We start from the raw sequence: 16,005 nt of genomic DNA, 5'->3' as shown, positions 1-16,005 counted from the left end.
ATGGCGCTCGCGCGCCGCTCGGGTCAGCGTTTCACGGCCAACGTGTGGCCCGGCTTCGTGGATGCGATGACGGCGCTTCTTCTGGTGCTGATGTTCGTGCTCTCGATCTTCATGATCGTGCAGTTCGTCCTCTCCGAACAGATCGGCGTGCAGGATCAGGAGCTCGACTCGCTCGGTGCGCAGGTGGCCTCGTTGGCCGAGGCGCTGGGCCTCGAGACGCAGCGGACCACCGATCTCGAGGGGCAGCTCGACGACCTCGGGGCCGAGCGCGACGCGCAATCCGTGCTGATCGCGACGCTCAACGCCCAGCGCGACGAGCTGACCCAGCGGGTCGCCAGCTTCGAGGAACAGGTGGCCACGCTGATCGCCGACCGGAACCGGCTGACCGGCGCGCTGTCGGAGACCGAGGATGCGCGCTCGGCGCTGGCGGCGCAGCTCGAGACGACCCAGGGCGAGGTCGCGCGGATCATCGACGAGCGCGAGGCGCTGCAGCTGGCGCTGGCGGCCGCGCGCGACGAGATCGACGCCGAGGCCGAGGCGGCGCGGTTGGCCGCCGCCCAGACCGACGCGGTCGAGGCGCTTCTGGCCGATCTCAGGGCCGAGGCCGAGACGCGCGAGGCGACCTTGGCCCAGACCCTCGCCAATCTCACCGCGCAGGAGGCCGAGGCCGCCGATCTGCGCGCCGATCTCGACGCGACGGCGGCGGCGCTCTCGGACGAGGAGGCCGCGCGGTTGGCCGAGGCGGCGGCCGCGGCGGCCTTGCGCGAACGGCTTGCGGGCGTCGAGGCGGAGCTCTCGGAAGAAGAGCGCGCACGGCTGGCCGAGGCGGCCGCCGCCGAGACCCTGCGCGAGCGGCTGCGCAACGCCGACACGGAATTGACCGCGATGACGCTGGCCCTCGAAGAACAGCGCCGCGAGGCCGAGGAGACGCTGACCCTGCTGGCGGCGGCGGACGCGGCGCGGGGGGATCTGACCGCCCGGCTGACGCAGGCGCTGGCCGATCTCTCGGCGGAGGAGACGCGCGCGGTGACCTCCGAGGACCGGCTGGCGGCGGCGCTGGCGACGCTGGGCGCGGTCGAGGGCAGCGAGGCCGAGCTCCGGGCGCGGGTCGCCGAACTCGAGGCCGCGCTGGAAGCCGAGGGTGCGGATGTCGCCGACGCCGAGGCACGGGTCGCGGCCCTGTCGGATCGTCTCGCCGCCGCGCTGGAGGCCCGCGAGGCGAGCGCCCTGTCCGAGCGCGACCTCCAGGCCCGGCTCGCCGCCGCGCTCGCCGCGCGTACCGAGATCGAGGGCGAGGCGCAGGCGGCCCTGACCGAGCGCGAACGGCTGGACCGGCTTCTGGCGCAGGCCGAGACGACGCTGGCCGACGTCGATGCCGACCGCATCGCCGCCCAGCGCGAGGTCGCCCTCCTGAACCAGCAGATTTCCGAGCTGAACAACCAGCTTCGCGGGCTACAGGGCCTGCTCGATGCCGCACGCGAAAGCGACGAGGCCGCGCGCGTACAGCTCGATAGCCTCGGCAACCAGCTCAACGCGGCCCTCGCCCGCGCCGCCGCCGAACAGCGCGCCCGCGCCGACCTGGAAGAAGCGGAGCGTCGGCGGCTGGAAGAAGAGGCCGTGCAGCTCGAACGCTTCCGGTCGGAGTTCTTCGGCCAGCTCCGCGACGTGCTGGGCGACCGCGAGGGCGTCGAGATCGCGGGCGACCGCTTCGTCTTCTCCTCGGAAGTCCTGTTCGACGCAGGCGAAGTCGGGCTCCAGCCCGAGGGCCGCGCCCAGATCGCGCAGGTCGCGGGCGTGATCCTCGACGTGGCCGACCAGATCCCCGAGGGCATCGACTGGGTGCTGCGCGTCGATGGGCATACCGACGACGTGCCGCTGTCCGGCCTCGGGAAATACGCCGACAACTGGGAGCTGAGCCAGGGCCGCGCGCTCTCGGTGGTGCGTTTCATGACCGACGAGCTGGGCGTGCCGCCCGATCGGCTGGCCGCGACCGGCTTCGGCGAGTTCCGCCCCGTCGATCCCGCGCCGACGCCCGAGGCGCGCGCCCGCAACCGCCGGATCGAGCTGAAGCTGACCGAGCGCTAGCGGCAGTAGGATCCGCTGCGATACCGTGCGGTATCGAAGTGGAAATGGTCGCGGTGAAAGCGGTCCGATTCCGGCCCCAGCACCGTTCCGAAGGGCCCACAGGCCGCGCGCCACAAGGCCCGGAGAATACGCCCCCGCTCGCCCCCGCCCCAATGGTCCAGCACGCTGATCCGGCTGCCATCGGCCAGACGGATCGCGCTGATGTCGATGGCGCGGCCCCGGCCATGCTCGCTGATCTTCGCGCCGGACTGGTTGTTCCGCGTCCGGCAGGCATAGCCCGCCGCCACCTGCAGCGCGACCGCGCCGCCGCCCGTCCGCCCCACCTCGGGCAGCACACCCGCCCGTACCCATTGGTCGAGCGCCTGCGCCGTGTCGCAATCCATCCGCGTCGGCCGTGACAGCGCCAGACCCGAGACCGAGGTGATCCGCACCGCATTCGGGATGCCGCAGGCGCCGGGGCCGGGCACCGCGGGAATGGCCGTGCCCTGGATCGAGCCGCGTCCGCAGATGCCGCCACCGGCCGCGCTCTGGCCCCGCGGCTGGCGCGACATGGCGAGGATCAGTTCGTCGTCGCGCTGCATCGGCCGGAACGCCTGCCGGACCAGTCCCGCCACGTCGACCAACGGCAGCGCCATCCGCCGCGCCGCATCGCCCGCGCGCGCGTCCCGCACCGCGTCGTCGAGCCGTGTCACCGGCCGCACCGATGCCTCGGGGGCCTGCACCTCTGGGGCGACGGCGACGGCCCCCCGGCTCGACATCACGACGATCTCGGATGTGGGGCGGGGCACGGGGCGCGGCTCGGCCAACGCGGGCGCAGTCATCGCAAGAAGGGCCAGAAACCGGATCATGCGTCACCTCCCTTCGGTCCGCGCCCGAAGTCGGGGGCGGCGGTGTCCTGCCCGGCCTCGATGATGCCGCGCCGGATCGCGCGGGTGCGGGTGAAATAGTCGTGGAGCAGCGCGCCGTCCCCGGTCCGGATAGCGCGTTGCAGCGCGAAGAGTTCCTCGGTGAAGCGCCCGAGGATCTCGAGCGTGGCCTCTTTGTTGTTGAGAAAGATGTCGCGCCACATCGTCGGGTCGGAGGCCGCGATGCGGGTGAAGTCGCGAAAGCCCGTGGCGGAATACTGGACGATCTCGCTTTCGGTGACGCGGCGCAGGTCGTCGGCCACGCCCACCATCGTGTAGGCGATGAGGTGCGGCGCGTGGGATACCACGGCGAGGACGAGATCGTGGTGATCGGCGTCCATCGTGTCGACATTCGCGCCGAGCGACCGCCAGAGCCGGCCCAACCGCTCGACGGCGTCCGCGTCCGCGCCCTCCGCCGTCATCAGGAACCAGCGGTTTTCGAACAGCGTGGGAAACCCCGATTCCGGGCCCGATTGCTCCGTTCCCGCCATGGGATGGGAGGGTACGAAATGCACGCCCTCCGGGATATGCGGCGTCACCGCCTCGATCACCGCGCGCTTGACGGAGCCCACATCCGTGACCGTCGCGCCGGGCGCCAGATGCGGCGCAATTTCGGCGGCGACATCGGCCATCGCGCCGACGGGAACGCAGAGGATGACCAGGTCCGCACCCGCCACCGCTTCCGCCGCCGTGGCGCAGGTCCGATCCACGAGGCCGCGAGCGACCGCCACCTCGCGCGTCGCTTGCGTGCGCGCATGTCCCACCACTTCGCCGGCCGTGCCATCCGCACGCACGCGCAGCCCGATGGACCCCGCGATATGGCCCAACCCGATCAGGGCGATCCGCTCGTAGATCATGCGCTCGCCCATGCCGCGATCCCGTCCAGCACGCGGTCCACGCCTGCCGCGTCGCCCACCGTGATCCGCAGGCAGTCGCCCAGCCCGTAGCCGACCGGGTGGCGCACGATGACCCCGCGCGCCTTGAGGGCGGCGTCGCAGGCTTCGGCCGCGTCCCGGTCCGCGAAGCGCGCCAACACGAAATTCGCGTGGCTCTCGTCGCAGCCGAGCCCGATTTCCCGCAGTCCGGCGACGAGCCGGGCGCGCTGGACGGCATTGTCGGCGCCGCAGGCCGCGACGAAGGCCCGGTCGCGCATCGCCGCCTCGGCCGCGGCCAGCGCCACGTTCGAGAGGTTGAACGGCCCCCGGATGCGGTTGAGCACGTCGATCACCGCGCGCGCGCCGAAGCCCCAGCCGACGCGCATCCCGCCCAGGCCGTACATCTTGGAAAAGGTCCGCGTGACGAACACGTTGTCGCGCCGCTGTGCCAGGCCCAGCCCGTCTTCCTCGGCGAATTCCGCATAGGCCCCGTCGAGCACCAGAAGGCAGCCCTCGGGCAGCCCGTCGGCCAGCCGCGTCACCGCCTGTCCGCGCAGAAGCGTGCCGGTCGGATTGGCGGGGTTGGCGATGAAGACCAGCCGGGTCGCATCGGTGACGGCCCCGAGCAGCGCCTCCACATCGACGGTGCGGTCGGTCTCGGGCGCGGCTATGGGGATCGCGCCGGCGGCGCGCGCGCTGATCGGGTACATCAGGAACCCGTGCTCGGTGTGCAGCACCTCGTCGCCGGGTCCGACGAAGGCCTGGCAGAGCATGTGGATGATCTCGTCCGAGCCCGCGCCGCAGATGATCCGCTCGGGGTCGAGCCCGTGGACCTCGGCAATGGCGGCCCGCAGCGCGCCGTGGTCGGTCGACGGATAGAGATGCATCGCCCCGGCGGCCTGCCGCGCGGCGTCCATCGCGGCGGGCGAGGCGCCGTGGGGGTTCTCGTTCGAGCTGAGCTTCAACACGTCCTCGACGCCCGCGACCTTCGACGCGCCCCCCTGGTAGAGTTCGATCTCCATGATCCCCGGCTGGGGCTGCGGTGCGCTGGTCATCGGGTCGGCGTCTCCGGGATCGGTCAGCGCCGTTCTAGGCCCCGCGCCGGGGGGCGGCAATCCCGCGGCGCCCTGGCCGGCGGAAACGGCACGGCGCACGCCGTTCGATGTTCCGCAAATATGCCGGGGGTCCAGGGGGCAGCGCCCCCGGCGCCCGGCTCAGAGAAAGCTCTGCGGGTCGATATCGATGCTCAGCCGGGACGATCGCGGCACCTCGACCGACCCGACCCACTGGGCCAGCGCCGCCTGGATCGGCGCCTGCCGGGGCGCCTTGACCAGCAGGCGGACGCGGTGGCGGCCCCGGATGCGCGCGATGGGGGCCGGGGCGGGGCCGAAGACCTCCGCCCCGATCAGTTCCAGCGCATCGGTCCGCCGCGCCAGCGCGTTGCCCAGATCGAACGCCGTGCGCGCGTCCGGATCCGAGATCACGATGCCCGCCATGCGCCCATAGGGCGGCACGCCCGCGGCGCGGCGCTGGGCGGCCTCCTCGGCCCAGAACGCCTCCTCGTCACCCGCGATGATGGCACGGATGACCGGGTGCTCGGTCTGGTAGGTCTGCAGCAGCGCGACGCCCGGCGCCTCGGCGCGACCCGCCCGCCCCGAGACCTGCCGCATCAGCTGGAACGTCCGCTCGGCGGCGCGCAGGTCCGAGCCCTGAAGCCCGAGATCGGCGTCGATCACGCCGACGAGGGTGAGCTTCGGAAAGTTGTGGCCCTTCGCGACCAGCTGCGTGCCGACAACGATATCCGCGCCGCCCGCCGCGATCTCCTCGACGCGGGCCTTGAGGCTGCGGGCCGATCCGAAGAGATCCGAGGACAGCACCGCCACCCGCGCCTCGGGGAAAAGGCCCGCGACCTCCTCGGCCATGCGTTCGACACCGGGGCCGACGGCCGCCATCTTGCCCGCGACGCCGCAGGACGGGCAGGCCTCGGGCATCGGTGCCGTCTCGCCGCATTGATGGCACATCAGGCGCTTCTGGAAGCGGTGCTCGACCATCCGCGCGTCGCATTGGTGGCAGGCGACCTGCTGGCCGCAGGCCCGGCAGAGCGTCACCGGCGCGTAGCCCCGGCGGTTGAGGAACACGAGCGACTGCTCGCCGCGCTCCATCCGCGCCTGCATCTCGGCGGCCAGCTTCGGCGAGATCCAGCGCCCGGCGGGCAGCGTCTCGTCGCGCATGTCGATGGCGGCGAGCTCCGGCATCACGGCGGTGCCGAAGCGCGAGGTGAGGTCGAGGCGGCGATACTTTCCGCTCTCGACATTGGCCCAGCTTTCCAGCGACGGCGTGGCCGAGGCGAGCACGACCTGCGCGCCCTCGCAACTCGCGCGCAGCACGGCCATGTCGCGGGCCGAATAGAGGACGCCATCCTCCTGCTTGTAGGAGGTGTCGTGTTCCTCGTCGACGATCACGAGGCCGAGGTCGCGGAAGGGCAGGAACAGCGACGAGCGCGCGCCGACGACCAGCCGGGCCTGCCCCTCGGCGACCTTCTTCCACGCGCGGCGGCGCTCGGCCTGGGTGACCCCCGAATGCCATTCGGCAGGCCGCTCGCCGAAGCGCGCCTCGACCCGCGTCAGGAACTCGGCCGTCAGCGCGATCTCGGGCAGGAGCACCAGCGCCTGCCGCCCGCGCGCCAGGCATTCGGCCACCGCTTCGAGATAGACCTCGGTCTTGCCCGATCCGGTGACGCCCTTCAGGAGCGTCGTGCCGTAGCCGCCCCGCGCCATGTCGGCCCGGAGCGCATCCGCCGCCTCGGCCTGGTCGGGGGCGAGCGGCTTGCCGGGCCGTGCGGGGTCGAGCGGGGGGAAGTCGCCGTCGCGCGCCTGCGTCGTCTGAAGGACCGCGCCGGATGCGACCATCCCCTTCACCACGCCCGAGGACACGCCCGCGAGATCGCCCAGTTCGGTCGGTCCGAAGAGATCGCCGGGCCGGTCCTCCAGCACGGCCAGTACCTTGCCACGCGCCTCGGTCATCCGGTCCGGCTGGCCCGTGCCCCGCCCGTAAAGCGTGCGCTTGCCGGGCGCTTCGCCCAAGCCCGGGATGCGGAGCGCGAGCCGCAGCATCGCCGCCATCGGCGTCAGGGTGTAGGCCGCCGCGCGTTCGAGGAAGTCGCGCATGCCGGGCGTCATGGCCGGCACGTCGAGCACGCGGGCTACGGGGCGCAGCTTCTCGACCGGCCAGTCGCCCTGTGCCGGCCCCCAGACGACGCCCAGGACGCGCCGCGGTCCCAGCGGCACCTCGACGAAGGCGCCGTCGGTCACGCCGCCCGCCGGCGCGCGGTAGTCGAGCGCGCGGTCGAGCGGCTGCGTCGTCAGGACGGCGACGGGGGTGTCGGGCGGGTGGAAGCGGTCCATCGGCCCCATATCGGCGCTGCGGCCGGGGGATGGAAGGGCGACGCCGCCGGGCCCCGCACCGGGATGGGTGGGGGCGGAGGCGTCGCAGCCTGCCCCGTCACGTGTCGCGGGGCCATGGATCATAGGACGGGACACTCGGGCGGCCCACATCGGGGCCTTGAAGGCGGAAGAACCGGCGCCGCGCCCCGAGGGGCGGACGGGTCATGGGCAGGCTTGGTGGGCCTGCGATCCTGGCCGGGGCGTGTCAGGCCCCGACGTGAAGCCGGCGGGCGGATGAACCCGTCGTATCCAGATGTCGACGCAACGTGTTCTGGGCCCGCGCGGTTAACGGTCGGTGAACGGCCTCAAGCGGCGCGGCGGGTCAGGGCGGTGACGGCGCCCATGGCGATCAGCGCACCGCCTCCCACACGGGTCATGCCGCGCAGGACGGCTGGACGGTGGAGCCCCGCGCGCATCCGGTCGGCCAGAAGCGCGTAGAGCAGCACGTTCAGCGTCGCGAGCGTCACGACGGTCGCGATCAGGATGGCGAATTGGGGGATCAGCGGTTCGGCCGGGCGCAGGAACTGCGGCACGAAGGCGATGAAGAAGACGATGGATTTGGGGTTGAGCGCAGTGACGAGCGCCGCGTGCCCGAACACGGCGCCGGGGGTCACCGCGCCGGTCGTCACGTCCCCGAGCGTGGTCGATCCGGCGGAGCGCCAGAGCTTGATCCCCATCCACACGAGATAGGCCGCGCCCAGCCATTTGAGCGCCGTGAAGAGTGTCGCCGAGGCCAGAACCAGTGCGCCCAGACCCGCCAGCGAAGCCGTCATCGCGATCAGGTCGCCCAGTGCCACGCCCGCCGCCGAGGCGACCGCGACCCGACGCCCCTGGGCCAGCGCGTAGCTCAGCACCAGAAGGATCGTCGGGCCGGGAATGGCCACGAGAGCGGCGGAGGCGGCGACGAAGGTCAGCCAGAGGGTCGGGTCCATGATGGTCTCTCGCAAGCGAATGGGGTATGTCGCCCACGAAACCAAACCTGAGCCGAGGCCACCATGAAATTCTTCGTCGACACCGCCGATATCGATGCCATCCGCGAGCTGAACGATCTGGGCATGGTCGACGGTGTGACCACCAACCCGTCGCTCATCATGAAGGCGGGCCGCGATATCCAGGAGGTGACCAAGGAGATCGCCGAGATGGTGGACGGCCCCGTCTCGGCCGAGGTCGTGGCGACCGAGTATGACGACATGATCGCCGAGGGCCGCCACCTCGCGAAGATCGCGCCGAATATCTGCGTCAAGGTTCCGCTGACCTGGGCTGGTTTGAAGACCTGCAAGACGCTCTCGGACGAGGGCACGCAGGTCAACGTCACCCTGTGCTTCAGCGCCAACCAGGCGCTGATCGCCGCCAAGGCCGGGGCCACGTTCATCTCGCCCTTCATCGGGCGGCTGGATGACCTCAACATCGACGGAATGGACCTGATCCAGGACATCCGCACGATCTACGACAACTACGATTTCAAGACGCAGATCCTCGCCGCCTCGATCCGCAGCGCGAACCACATGAAGGACGCGGCCCTGATCGGGGCCGATGTGGCCACCGCGCCGCCGGGCGTCATCAAGGCGATGGCCAACCACGTGCTGACGGACAAGGGCCTTGACGCGTTCCTCGCGGACTGGGCCAAGACCGGCCAGTCGATCCTGTAAGACGCGCGCCACACCCTGTGGAGAAATCCGCGCCGCGCCCGTCGCGGCGCGTGACCGGGGCGGGACACCCGTGCTAGCCAGACCGCAATCGGCATAGACCGGAGCGAGAGGCAGATGGCAGACAACACCGCGCGGAGCAGCGGTCACGATTGGCGTGACCGCGTGCTGACCGACCCCGACATGATCCTTGAGGACCGCGACCTGATGCGCGCCCTCATCTCCGCCAATGAAAGCCAGATGGGTCAGAACATCGTCGACCTTCGCGGCATCGCGATGGACCGGCTGGAAACACGGCTGGACCGGCTGGAGGATACGCATCGCAGCGTGATCGCCGCCGCCTACGAGAACCTCGCGGGCACCAACCAGATCCATCGCTGCGTGCTGCGGCTGCTGGATTGCGACGACCTGTCGGCGATGCTCGACCTGCTGACGGCGGATCTGGCGGACATCCTGCGGGTCGATCGCGTGTCGCTGGTGCTGGAAAGCGCCGAGCCGCAGGACCCGCCGCATCCGGCCATCGCGCCGGTCAAGGACGGCTTCGTGCAGACCTACGTGACCCAGGGGCGCGACGTCCCCGTCCGCCAGATCACGCTTCGGCAATGCGACACGGCGTCAGACCGCGTCTTCGGTGACGCGGCCGAATGGATCCGATCCGAGGCGTTGATGCAGCTCGACCTCGGCGAGGGGCGGCTGCCGGGGATGCTTGCGATGGGCGCGGAGGATCCGCATCAGTTCCGCGCCAACCAGGGTACGGAGCTTCTGGCCTTCTTCACCGGCGCCTTCGAGCGGGTGCTGCGCCGCCACCTCGGGTGAGCCTCGAGCTCAGCCCCGGCTTGCGCGATGCGCTCGACGCGTGGCTTGCGCATTTGCGGGCCCTCGACGGGGCGTCGCCCGCGACGCTGACGGCCTACGGCGCGGACGTCGCGCAGTTCATGGCGTTCCAGGCAGGCCACCGGGGTGGGCCGATGGGGCTGGGTCAGGTGGCTGGGCTGGGGTCGACCGACATGCGGGCCTGGATGGCGTCCGAGCGGGTGCGCGGCACCGCGGCCCGGTCCGTGGCGCGACGTCTCTCTGCGGTGAAGTCCTTCATCCGCTGGCTGTGCGAGCGCGAAGGGTTCGACCCGACCGCCATCCTCTCGACCCGCGCGCCCCGCTTCAAGACGCCGCTGCCCCGCCCACTGCAGCAGGACGCGGCCAGGGATTTGATCGCAACCGTTGGCTTGCAGCACGCGACGCCGTGGATCGCCGCGCGCGACGTGGCCGTGGTGACGGTGCTCTACGGCTGCGGGCTGCGCATCTCGGAGGGGTTGGGCCTGACCGGCGCGGATGCGCCCCTGCCCGACATGCTGCGCATCCGGGGCAAGGGGGGCAAGGACCGGCTGGTTCCCGTCCTACCCGCCGCGCGGACGGCGGTGGAGGCCTATCGGCGCGCCTGTCCCCATGACCTCGATGCGACCGCGCCGCTCTTTCGGGGCGCGCGGGGCGGGCCGCTGTCGCCGCGGCTGGTCTCCGGCGCGATGGCGCGGGCGCGGATGCAGCTCGGCCTGCCTGCGACCGCCACGCCCCATGCGCTCCGGCACAGTTTCGCAACCCACTTGCTCGAAGCCGGGGGCGATCTGCGGACCATTCAGGAGCTGCTCGGCCACGCCTCGCTCAGCACCACGCAGGCCTATACCGGCGTCGATGCCGCGCATCTGATGGAGACCTATGCCCGCGCGCATCCGCACGGGCGCTAAGCCCTAGCGCCAGCCGGCCTTGGCCGCCGTGATGATGACCTCGACCAGGAAGTCGGGCGTCGCCAGCGCGGCCTCGCCCGCGGCGCGGGCGGGCGCATGGCCCTTCGGCACCCACTCGTCCCAGACCGCGTTCATCTCGGCGAAATCGGCCATGTCGGCCAGCCAGATGATCGCCTGCAGCATATGCTCGCGGCTCGACCCGGCCTCCTTCAGGAGGGCGTCCACCTTGGCCAGCATGTCGCGGGTCTGTTCGGTCACGGTGGCGCCTTCACCCACCTGTCCGGCCAGGTAGATCGTGTCCCCGTGGGTAACGATCTGGCTCATCCGGTCGGTCGTATGCTTTCGTTCCAACATGGTCACACCGTGTAGTTGAGGCCGAGGCGTCCGCCGTCGACATAGATGGTTTCGCCCGTCACGTAGCTGGCCTTGTCGGAGGCGAGGAACGCCACGACATCGCCGATCTCGCGCGCGGTGCCGGGCCGCTTCAGGGGCGTGCGCGACATCGCGCGGTCGAAGGCGGCGGGGTCGGCATTCACCGCGGCCATCATCTCGGTGTCGATGCTGCCGGGACCGACGGCATTGACCCGGATTCCGTGCGGCGCCAGCGCCAGCGACGCCACCTTGGTCAGCTGCATGACGCCGCCCTTCGACGCACAATACCCCGCGATCGCCGGGATCGCGACCTGCGCGTTGATCGAGGACATGTTGACGACCGCGCCGTGGATGCCCTTGTCGATCATCGTCTTCGCCGCCCGCTGCGTGGCGAGGAACACGCCCACGAGGTTGACGTCGAGGACGCGGCGGAAATCGGCCTCGGACATCGTGAGGAAATCGCCCGCGATGGCGATGCCGGCATTGTTCACGAGGACCGAGGCCGGGCCGACATCGCGCTCCATGTCGTCGAAAAGCTTCGCCACCGCATCCGGGTCGCCCATGTCGCAGACATAGCCCGTGCCGCCGAGATCCTTGGCCGTCTCGTGGACGCTCTCCTTGATGTCGGCCAGCACGATGCGGCAGCCATCTTCGGCCAGTGCCTCGGCGCAGGCGCGTCCGATGCCCTGCGCGCCCCCGGTGATCAATGCGATGCGGTCCATGGCGATCCTCCCTGTTGCCGGAGATGCTTGAACCCGGTCCGCCTCCGCGTCAACGTGTCCCCATGAAGACCGTCGAACAGCTGGTCGCCGAGGCTCGCACGAAGATCGAGGAATGGGACGTGGCGCGGCTGCGGGCCACGCCCGAGGCCGTGATCGTCGATATCCGCGACGTGCGCGAGCGCGCCAAGGGGTACATCCCCGGCTCGGTCCACGCGCCGCGCGGGATGCTGGAATTCTGGTGGGACCCGACCTCGCCCTATCACCGCGAGGTGTTCGCCGGGCCGGGGCCGTTCGTCTTGCATTGCGCCATGGGCTGGCGGTCGGCGCTGGCCGCGGCGACCCTGACCGATATGGGCTTCGAGGTGGCGCATCTGGACGGCGGGATGGAGGCCTGGGTCGAGGCCGAGGCGCCGGTCGAGATCCCGGCGCCGAAGACCGACGCGCCGCAGGGCTAGCGCAGCGCGATCCGCGTCTCGATCGCGTCGATCACGGTGCCGTCCCGGTCCAGTTCGACCCGCCCGACATAATCGCCGCCGCGCCAGCGCGCCTCGCGCAGCCGTCGCCCGCCCGCCCGGAAGAGAAGCGCCTGCGTCCGCTCCAGCACCTGCTCGGTCGCGAAGACGTCGCGCCCGTCGGGGCCGGTGATCGACAGCCGGACGACATCGCCCGTCTGCCCGCCGAAGACCTGTCCCCAGAGGACCAGCGCGGGGGCGTCCACGGGCAGTTCGGCGGCATCGGCCGTGCCGGCCCGGATGGCGGCGAATTCCGGGATCGCGTCCGAGAACCCCGCCGAGAGCAGGCCGCCGGGCGCGTAGTCGGGCGGATCGGACCACAGGCCCTCGACGAAGGGATCGACGACGGTGTCGCCGCGCCGGACGGTGATGTGGACATGGGGGAACTGGGTGCGCCCGGTCATGCCCATCCGGCCCAGGACATCGCCGGTCTCGACCCGGTCGCCGGGGGTCACGGTGACGGAGCCCTGCGCGAAGTGGCACAGCTGCGTCGACCAGCCGCCGCCATGGTCGATCCGCAGGCCGTTGCCGCAATCCTGCCCCTCGGGGAAGGTGCCGTCGGGAACGGAGTTGCGGATTCCCGCGACGGTCCCCGGCGCGGGCGCGAGAATGGGTATGCCCGCCGCCATCGCCTCGAGATCGGGGACGCGGAAGTCGGTGCCCTGATGGCCGTCATAGGCCAGGAATCCCCCGGTATAATCCCGCGCGCCGGGACCGGGATCGGCGTCGACATACTGCTGGATGTCGCAGGTCTCGCCCAGCGTGCAATCGAGCGGGAGGGCCAGCCGGAACTCCTGCGCGGCGGCGGGCGGGGCCACGAACGCGGCGAGCGCGATGGCGGCGACGCGCCATCCGGCGGTGGATGTCGTCGCGCGTAGGTCCCGGACTATGCGATTGCCGCGGGTCGGAGTGCCGTGAACCGGCGCGCGGGGGCGTGGCCTCGCATCGTCGCCCTGCGCCCTCGTCTCGCTCACGGGGCGAAGCGGAGGATGCAGACGCGCAAGCGGCCAGTCGGGAGGCTGCTCCTGCGCAGAACTCGGATCGAGGTGGGACAGCGCCGCGCTTTCGCGCGGATACGCGACGCGGGCCGATGGGCCTGCGAAGCACATCGCGTCATCGGGGCGGGCGCGTTCGGTCAGCGTGGGCGACGGAGGAGCGGTCCGACATGCGATCGCCCGCAACGCCCCCACTGCGCGCACGAAAAGCCCCCGCCGCATCGCTGCGGCGGGGGCGTATGTGTCGGGCCGGGTCACTCCGCCGTCAGGAGCGGCGGCTTCTTGTTGGCGATCTTCGGCGCGCCCGGCTCCTCGATCCGGAGATCGAGTTCGCCGTTCTTGATGCCGACCTTCACAAGGCCGCCCTTGGCGAGCTTGCCGAAGAGCAGCTCCTCGGCGAGCGGCTTCTTGACATGCTCCTGGATGACGCGGGCCAACGGGCGGGCGCCCATCTTGTCGTCATAGCCCTTGTCGGCGATCCATTCCGCCGCCGCACGGGTCAGCTCGATCGTGACGCCGCGATCCAGAAGCTGCGCCTCGAGCTGGAGGACGAACTTCTCGACCACCTGCAGGATCGTCTCCTTCGGCAGGGCGCCGAAGCTGATGATCGCGTCGAGGCGGTTGCGGAACTCGGGCGTGAACGTCCGCTCGATGGCGGCGGTGTCCTCGCCCTCGCGCTTGGAGCGGCCGAAGCCCAGAGGCTCCCGCGCGGCATCCGAGGCGCCGGCGTTCGACGTCATGATCAGGACGACGTTCCGGAAGTCCACCGCCCGGCCGTTATGGTCGGTCAGCCTGCCGTGATCCATCACCTGCAGGAGGATGTTGAACACGTCCGGATGGGCCTTCTCGATCTCGTCGAGCAGCAGCACGCAATGCGGGTGCTGGTCGACGCCATCGGTCAGAAGGCCGCCCTGGTCGAAGCCGACATAGCCCGGCGGTGCACCGATCAGGCGCGAGACGGCGTGCTTCTCCATGTATTCCGACATGTCGAAGCGCAGCATCTCGACGCCGAGCGTATCGGCGAGCTGCTTGGCCACCTCGGTCTTGCCGACGCCCGTGGGCCCCGCGAAGAGGTAGTTGCCGATCGGCTTCTCGGGCTCGCGCAGACCCGCGCGGGCCAGCTTGATGGCCGAGGCCAGCGCCTCGATCGCCGGGTCCTGACCGAAGACGACGCGCTTGAGCGAGCCTTCGAGGTCGCGCAGCACCTCCTGGTCGTCCTTCGAGACGGTCTTGGGCGGGATGCGGGCGATCTTGGCCACCACGGCCTCGATCTCCTTGACGCCGATGGTCTTGCGCCGCTTCGACTCGGTCACCAGCGCCTGGGCCGCGCCCGCCTCGTCGATCACGTCGATCGCCTTGTCGGGCAGCTTGCGGTCGTTGACGTAGCGCGCCGAAAGCTCGACCGCCGACTTGATGGCATCGGCCGTGTACTTGATGGAATGGTGATCCTCGAAGCGCGACTTGAGACCCTTGAGGATCTTGACGGTGTCCTCGACCGTCGGCTCGTTGACGTCGATCTTCTGGAACCGGCGCGACAGGGCGCGGTCCTTCTCGAAATGCTGCCGGAACTCCTTGTAGGTGGTGGAGCCCATGGTCCGCAGCTTGCCGCCCGCAAGCGCGGGCTTGAGGAGGTTGGACGCGTCCATCGCGCCGCCGGACGTGGCGCCGGCGCCGATCACGGTATGGATCTCGTCGATGAAGAGGACGGCGTCGGGATGCTCCTCGAGCTCGGTGACGACGGCCTTGAGGCGTTCCTCGAAATCGCCGCGATAGCGCGTGCCCGCCAGGAGCGCGCCCATGTCGAGCGAATAGATCGTGGCACCGGACAGAACCTCCGGCACCTCGCCCTTGACGATCTTGAGGGCCAGACCTTCGGCGATGGCGGTCTTGCCGACGCCCGGATCACCCACGAGGAGCGGGTTGTTCTTGCGCCGGCGGCAAAGCACCTGGATCGAACGTTCGACCTCGTGCTCGCGCCCGATCAGCGGGTCGATATCGCCGTCCGAGGACTTCTTGTTGAGATCGACGGTGTACTTGGCCAGCGCGCTTTCGCGGTTCTCGGACGGATTGGGACCGCCCTCGCCGCCGTTGCCGAAGCCCTCGTCTTCCTCGTCGGAGCCCTGGAGCGGGCGCGCCTCGCCGAAATCGGGGTCCTTGGCGACGCCATGGGCGATGAAATTGACCGCGTCGTAGCGGGTCATGTCCTGCTCCTGCAGGAAATAGGCGGCATTCGATTCCCGCTCGGCGAAGATCGCGACGAGGACGTTGGCGCCCGTCACCTCGGTCCGGCCCGAGGACTGGACGTGGATCGCGGCGCGCTGGATCACGCGCTGGAAGGCGGCGGTCGGCACGGCTTCGGAACCCTCGACATCGGTGACGAGCGTGGAGAGATCCTCCTCGATGAAGGCTTCGACCGTCTGGCGCAGCTCGTCGAGATCGACGCCGCAGGCCTGCATGACGCGGGCGGCATCCGGCTCGTCGATGAGGACCAGGAGGAGATGTTCGAGGGTGGCGAGTTCGTGGCGCCGGGCGTTGGCCTGGGCCAGAGCCGCATGGATGGCTTGCTCGAGGGTATTCGAGAACGACGGCATGATGTTCTCCTCAGCCTGTCTGCGGTCCACGGGGGTATAGACCGCGTTCCTTTAAGTTTTGGTTGTCGCCCGCCGCGCTTCAAGCCTTTTCGTGGCCGGTGCGACCTCGTTTCACCGGAA

General features: G+C 70.6%; 14 protein-coding genes. 5 read left to right on the top strand and 9 right to left on the bottom strand.

Annotated features, from left to right (window positions below; all coding sequences use genetic code 11):
- Nucleotides 1-2,085, top strand: a complete 2,085-nt coding sequence (locus Q0833_RS14460; RefSeq protein WP_298436291.1) for a peptidoglycan -binding protein — start codon at nucleotides 1-3, stop codon at nucleotides 2,083-2,085.
- Here the strand turns inward: Q0833_RS14460 and Q0833_RS14455 are convergent.
- The 5 genes from Q0833_RS14455 to Q0833_RS14435 all read right to left on the bottom strand — a co-directional run bounded on the left by Q0833_RS14455 (nucleotide 2,082) and on the right by Q0833_RS14435 (nucleotide 8,240).
- On the bottom strand, nucleotides 2,082-2,933 hold the full coding sequence (locus Q0833_RS14455; RefSeq protein WP_298436289.1) for an extensin family protein: 852 nt from the start codon (nucleotides 2,931-2,933) through the stop codon (nucleotides 2,082-2,084). The genes Q0833_RS14460 and Q0833_RS14455 overlap by 4 nt on opposite strands.
- Nucleotides 2,930-3,859: a prephenate/arogenate dehydrogenase family protein gene (locus tag Q0833_RS14450; protein ID WP_298436286.1), complete on the bottom strand. Its 930-nt coding sequence runs from the start codon at nucleotides 3,857-3,859 to the stop codon at nucleotides 2,930-2,932. Before Q0833_RS14450 ends, Q0833_RS14455 begins: the two co-directional genes overlap by 4 nt.
- Nucleotides 3,844-4,920, bottom strand: a complete 1,077-nt coding sequence (hisC, locus tag Q0833_RS14445) for a histidinol-phosphate transaminase (protein WP_298436283.1) — start codon at nucleotides 4,918-4,920, stop codon at nucleotides 3,844-3,846. Before hisC ends, Q0833_RS14450 begins: the two co-directional genes overlap by 16 nt.
- 159 nt (nucleotides 4,921-5,079) lie before the next feature.
- Nucleotides 5,080-7,269: a primosomal protein N' gene (locus Q0833_RS14440; protein WP_298436280.1), complete on the bottom strand. Its 2,190-nt coding sequence runs from the start codon at nucleotides 7,267-7,269 to the stop codon at nucleotides 5,080-5,082.
- A 344-nt stretch (nucleotides 7,270-7,613) separates the two neighbouring features.
- Entirely contained in the window at nucleotides 7,614-8,240 is a 627-nt protein-coding gene (locus tag Q0833_RS14435; RefSeq protein ID WP_298436277.1) for a LysE family transporter, read from the bottom strand.
- A 63-nt stretch (nucleotides 8,241-8,303) separates the two neighbouring features.
- Between Q0833_RS14435 and fsa the strand changes: the two genes are divergently transcribed.
- The 3 genes from fsa to Q0833_RS14420 all read left to right on the top strand — a co-directional run bounded on the left by fsa (nucleotide 8,304) and on the right by Q0833_RS14420 (nucleotide 10,693).
- On the top strand, nucleotides 8,304-8,957 hold the full coding sequence (gene fsa / locus Q0833_RS14430) for a fructose-6-phosphate aldolase (protein ID WP_298436274.1): 654 nt from the start codon (nucleotides 8,304-8,306) through the stop codon (nucleotides 8,955-8,957).
- Nucleotides 8,958-9,071: 114 nt separating this feature from the next.
- Nucleotides 9,072-9,770: a DUF484 family protein gene (locus Q0833_RS14425; protein ID WP_298436271.1), complete on the top strand. Its 699-nt coding sequence runs from the start codon at nucleotides 9,072-9,074 to the stop codon at nucleotides 9,768-9,770.
- Complete coding sequence (locus Q0833_RS14420) at nucleotides 9,767-10,693, top strand: tyrosine recombinase XerC (protein WP_298436268.1); 927 nt, start codon at nucleotides 9,767-9,769, stop codon at nucleotides 10,691-10,693. The genes Q0833_RS14425 and Q0833_RS14420 overlap by 4 nt, the downstream gene beginning before the upstream one ends.
- 3 nt (nucleotides 10,694-10,696) lie before the next feature.
- On the opposite strand, the gene Q0833_RS14415 is transcribed toward Q0833_RS14420, so the two are convergent.
- Together Q0833_RS14415 and Q0833_RS14410 are read right to left on the bottom strand one after the other, a co-directional pair.
- Nucleotides 10,697-11,053, bottom strand: a complete 357-nt coding sequence (locus Q0833_RS14415) for a RidA family protein (protein ID WP_367274969.1) — start codon at nucleotides 11,051-11,053, stop codon at nucleotides 10,697-10,699.
- Nucleotides 11,050-11,787 (bottom strand): SDR family NAD(P)-dependent oxidoreductase, encoded by a 738-nt coding sequence (locus tag Q0833_RS14410; RefSeq protein WP_298436262.1) that lies wholly within the window; start codon nucleotides 11,785-11,787, stop codon nucleotides 11,050-11,052. The genes Q0833_RS14415 and Q0833_RS14410 overlap by 4 nt, the downstream gene beginning before the upstream one ends.
- 62 nt (nucleotides 11,788-11,849) lie before the next feature.
- Here Q0833_RS14410 and Q0833_RS14405 point away from each other — a divergent pair, with 62 nt between their 5' ends.
- Complete coding sequence (locus Q0833_RS14405; protein ID WP_298436258.1) at nucleotides 11,850-12,242, top strand: rhodanese-like domain-containing protein; 393 nt, start codon at nucleotides 11,850-11,852, stop codon at nucleotides 12,240-12,242.
- Here Q0833_RS14405 and Q0833_RS14400 read toward each other — a convergent pair.
- Both Q0833_RS14400 and clpA read right to left on the bottom strand, forming a co-directional pair.
- Nucleotides 12,239-13,273, bottom strand: coding sequence for a M23 family metallopeptidase (locus Q0833_RS14400; protein ID WP_298436255.1), 1,035 nt, complete (start codon nucleotides 13,271-13,273; stop codon nucleotides 12,239-12,241). The two genes, Q0833_RS14405 and Q0833_RS14400, sit on opposite strands and share 4 nt — an antisense overlap.
- A gap of 275 nt (nucleotides 13,274-13,548) precedes the next feature.
- Nucleotides 13,549-15,885, bottom strand: coding sequence for an ATP-dependent Clp protease ATP-binding subunit ClpA (clpA, locus tag Q0833_RS14395; RefSeq protein WP_298436252.1), 2,337 nt, complete (start codon nucleotides 15,883-15,885; stop codon nucleotides 13,549-13,551).
- Between the last annotated feature and the right edge of the window lie 120 nt (nucleotides 15,886-16,005).

Origin of the sequence: uncultured Jannaschia sp. (genome assembly GCF_947503795.1) — a bacterium.
Classification (GTDB): domain Bacteria; phylum Pseudomonadota; class Alphaproteobacteria; order Rhodobacterales; family Rhodobacteraceae; genus Jannaschia.
Note: the sequence above shows the minus strand (reverse complement) of the source record. Positions and strands in the feature narration are given on the sequence as shown.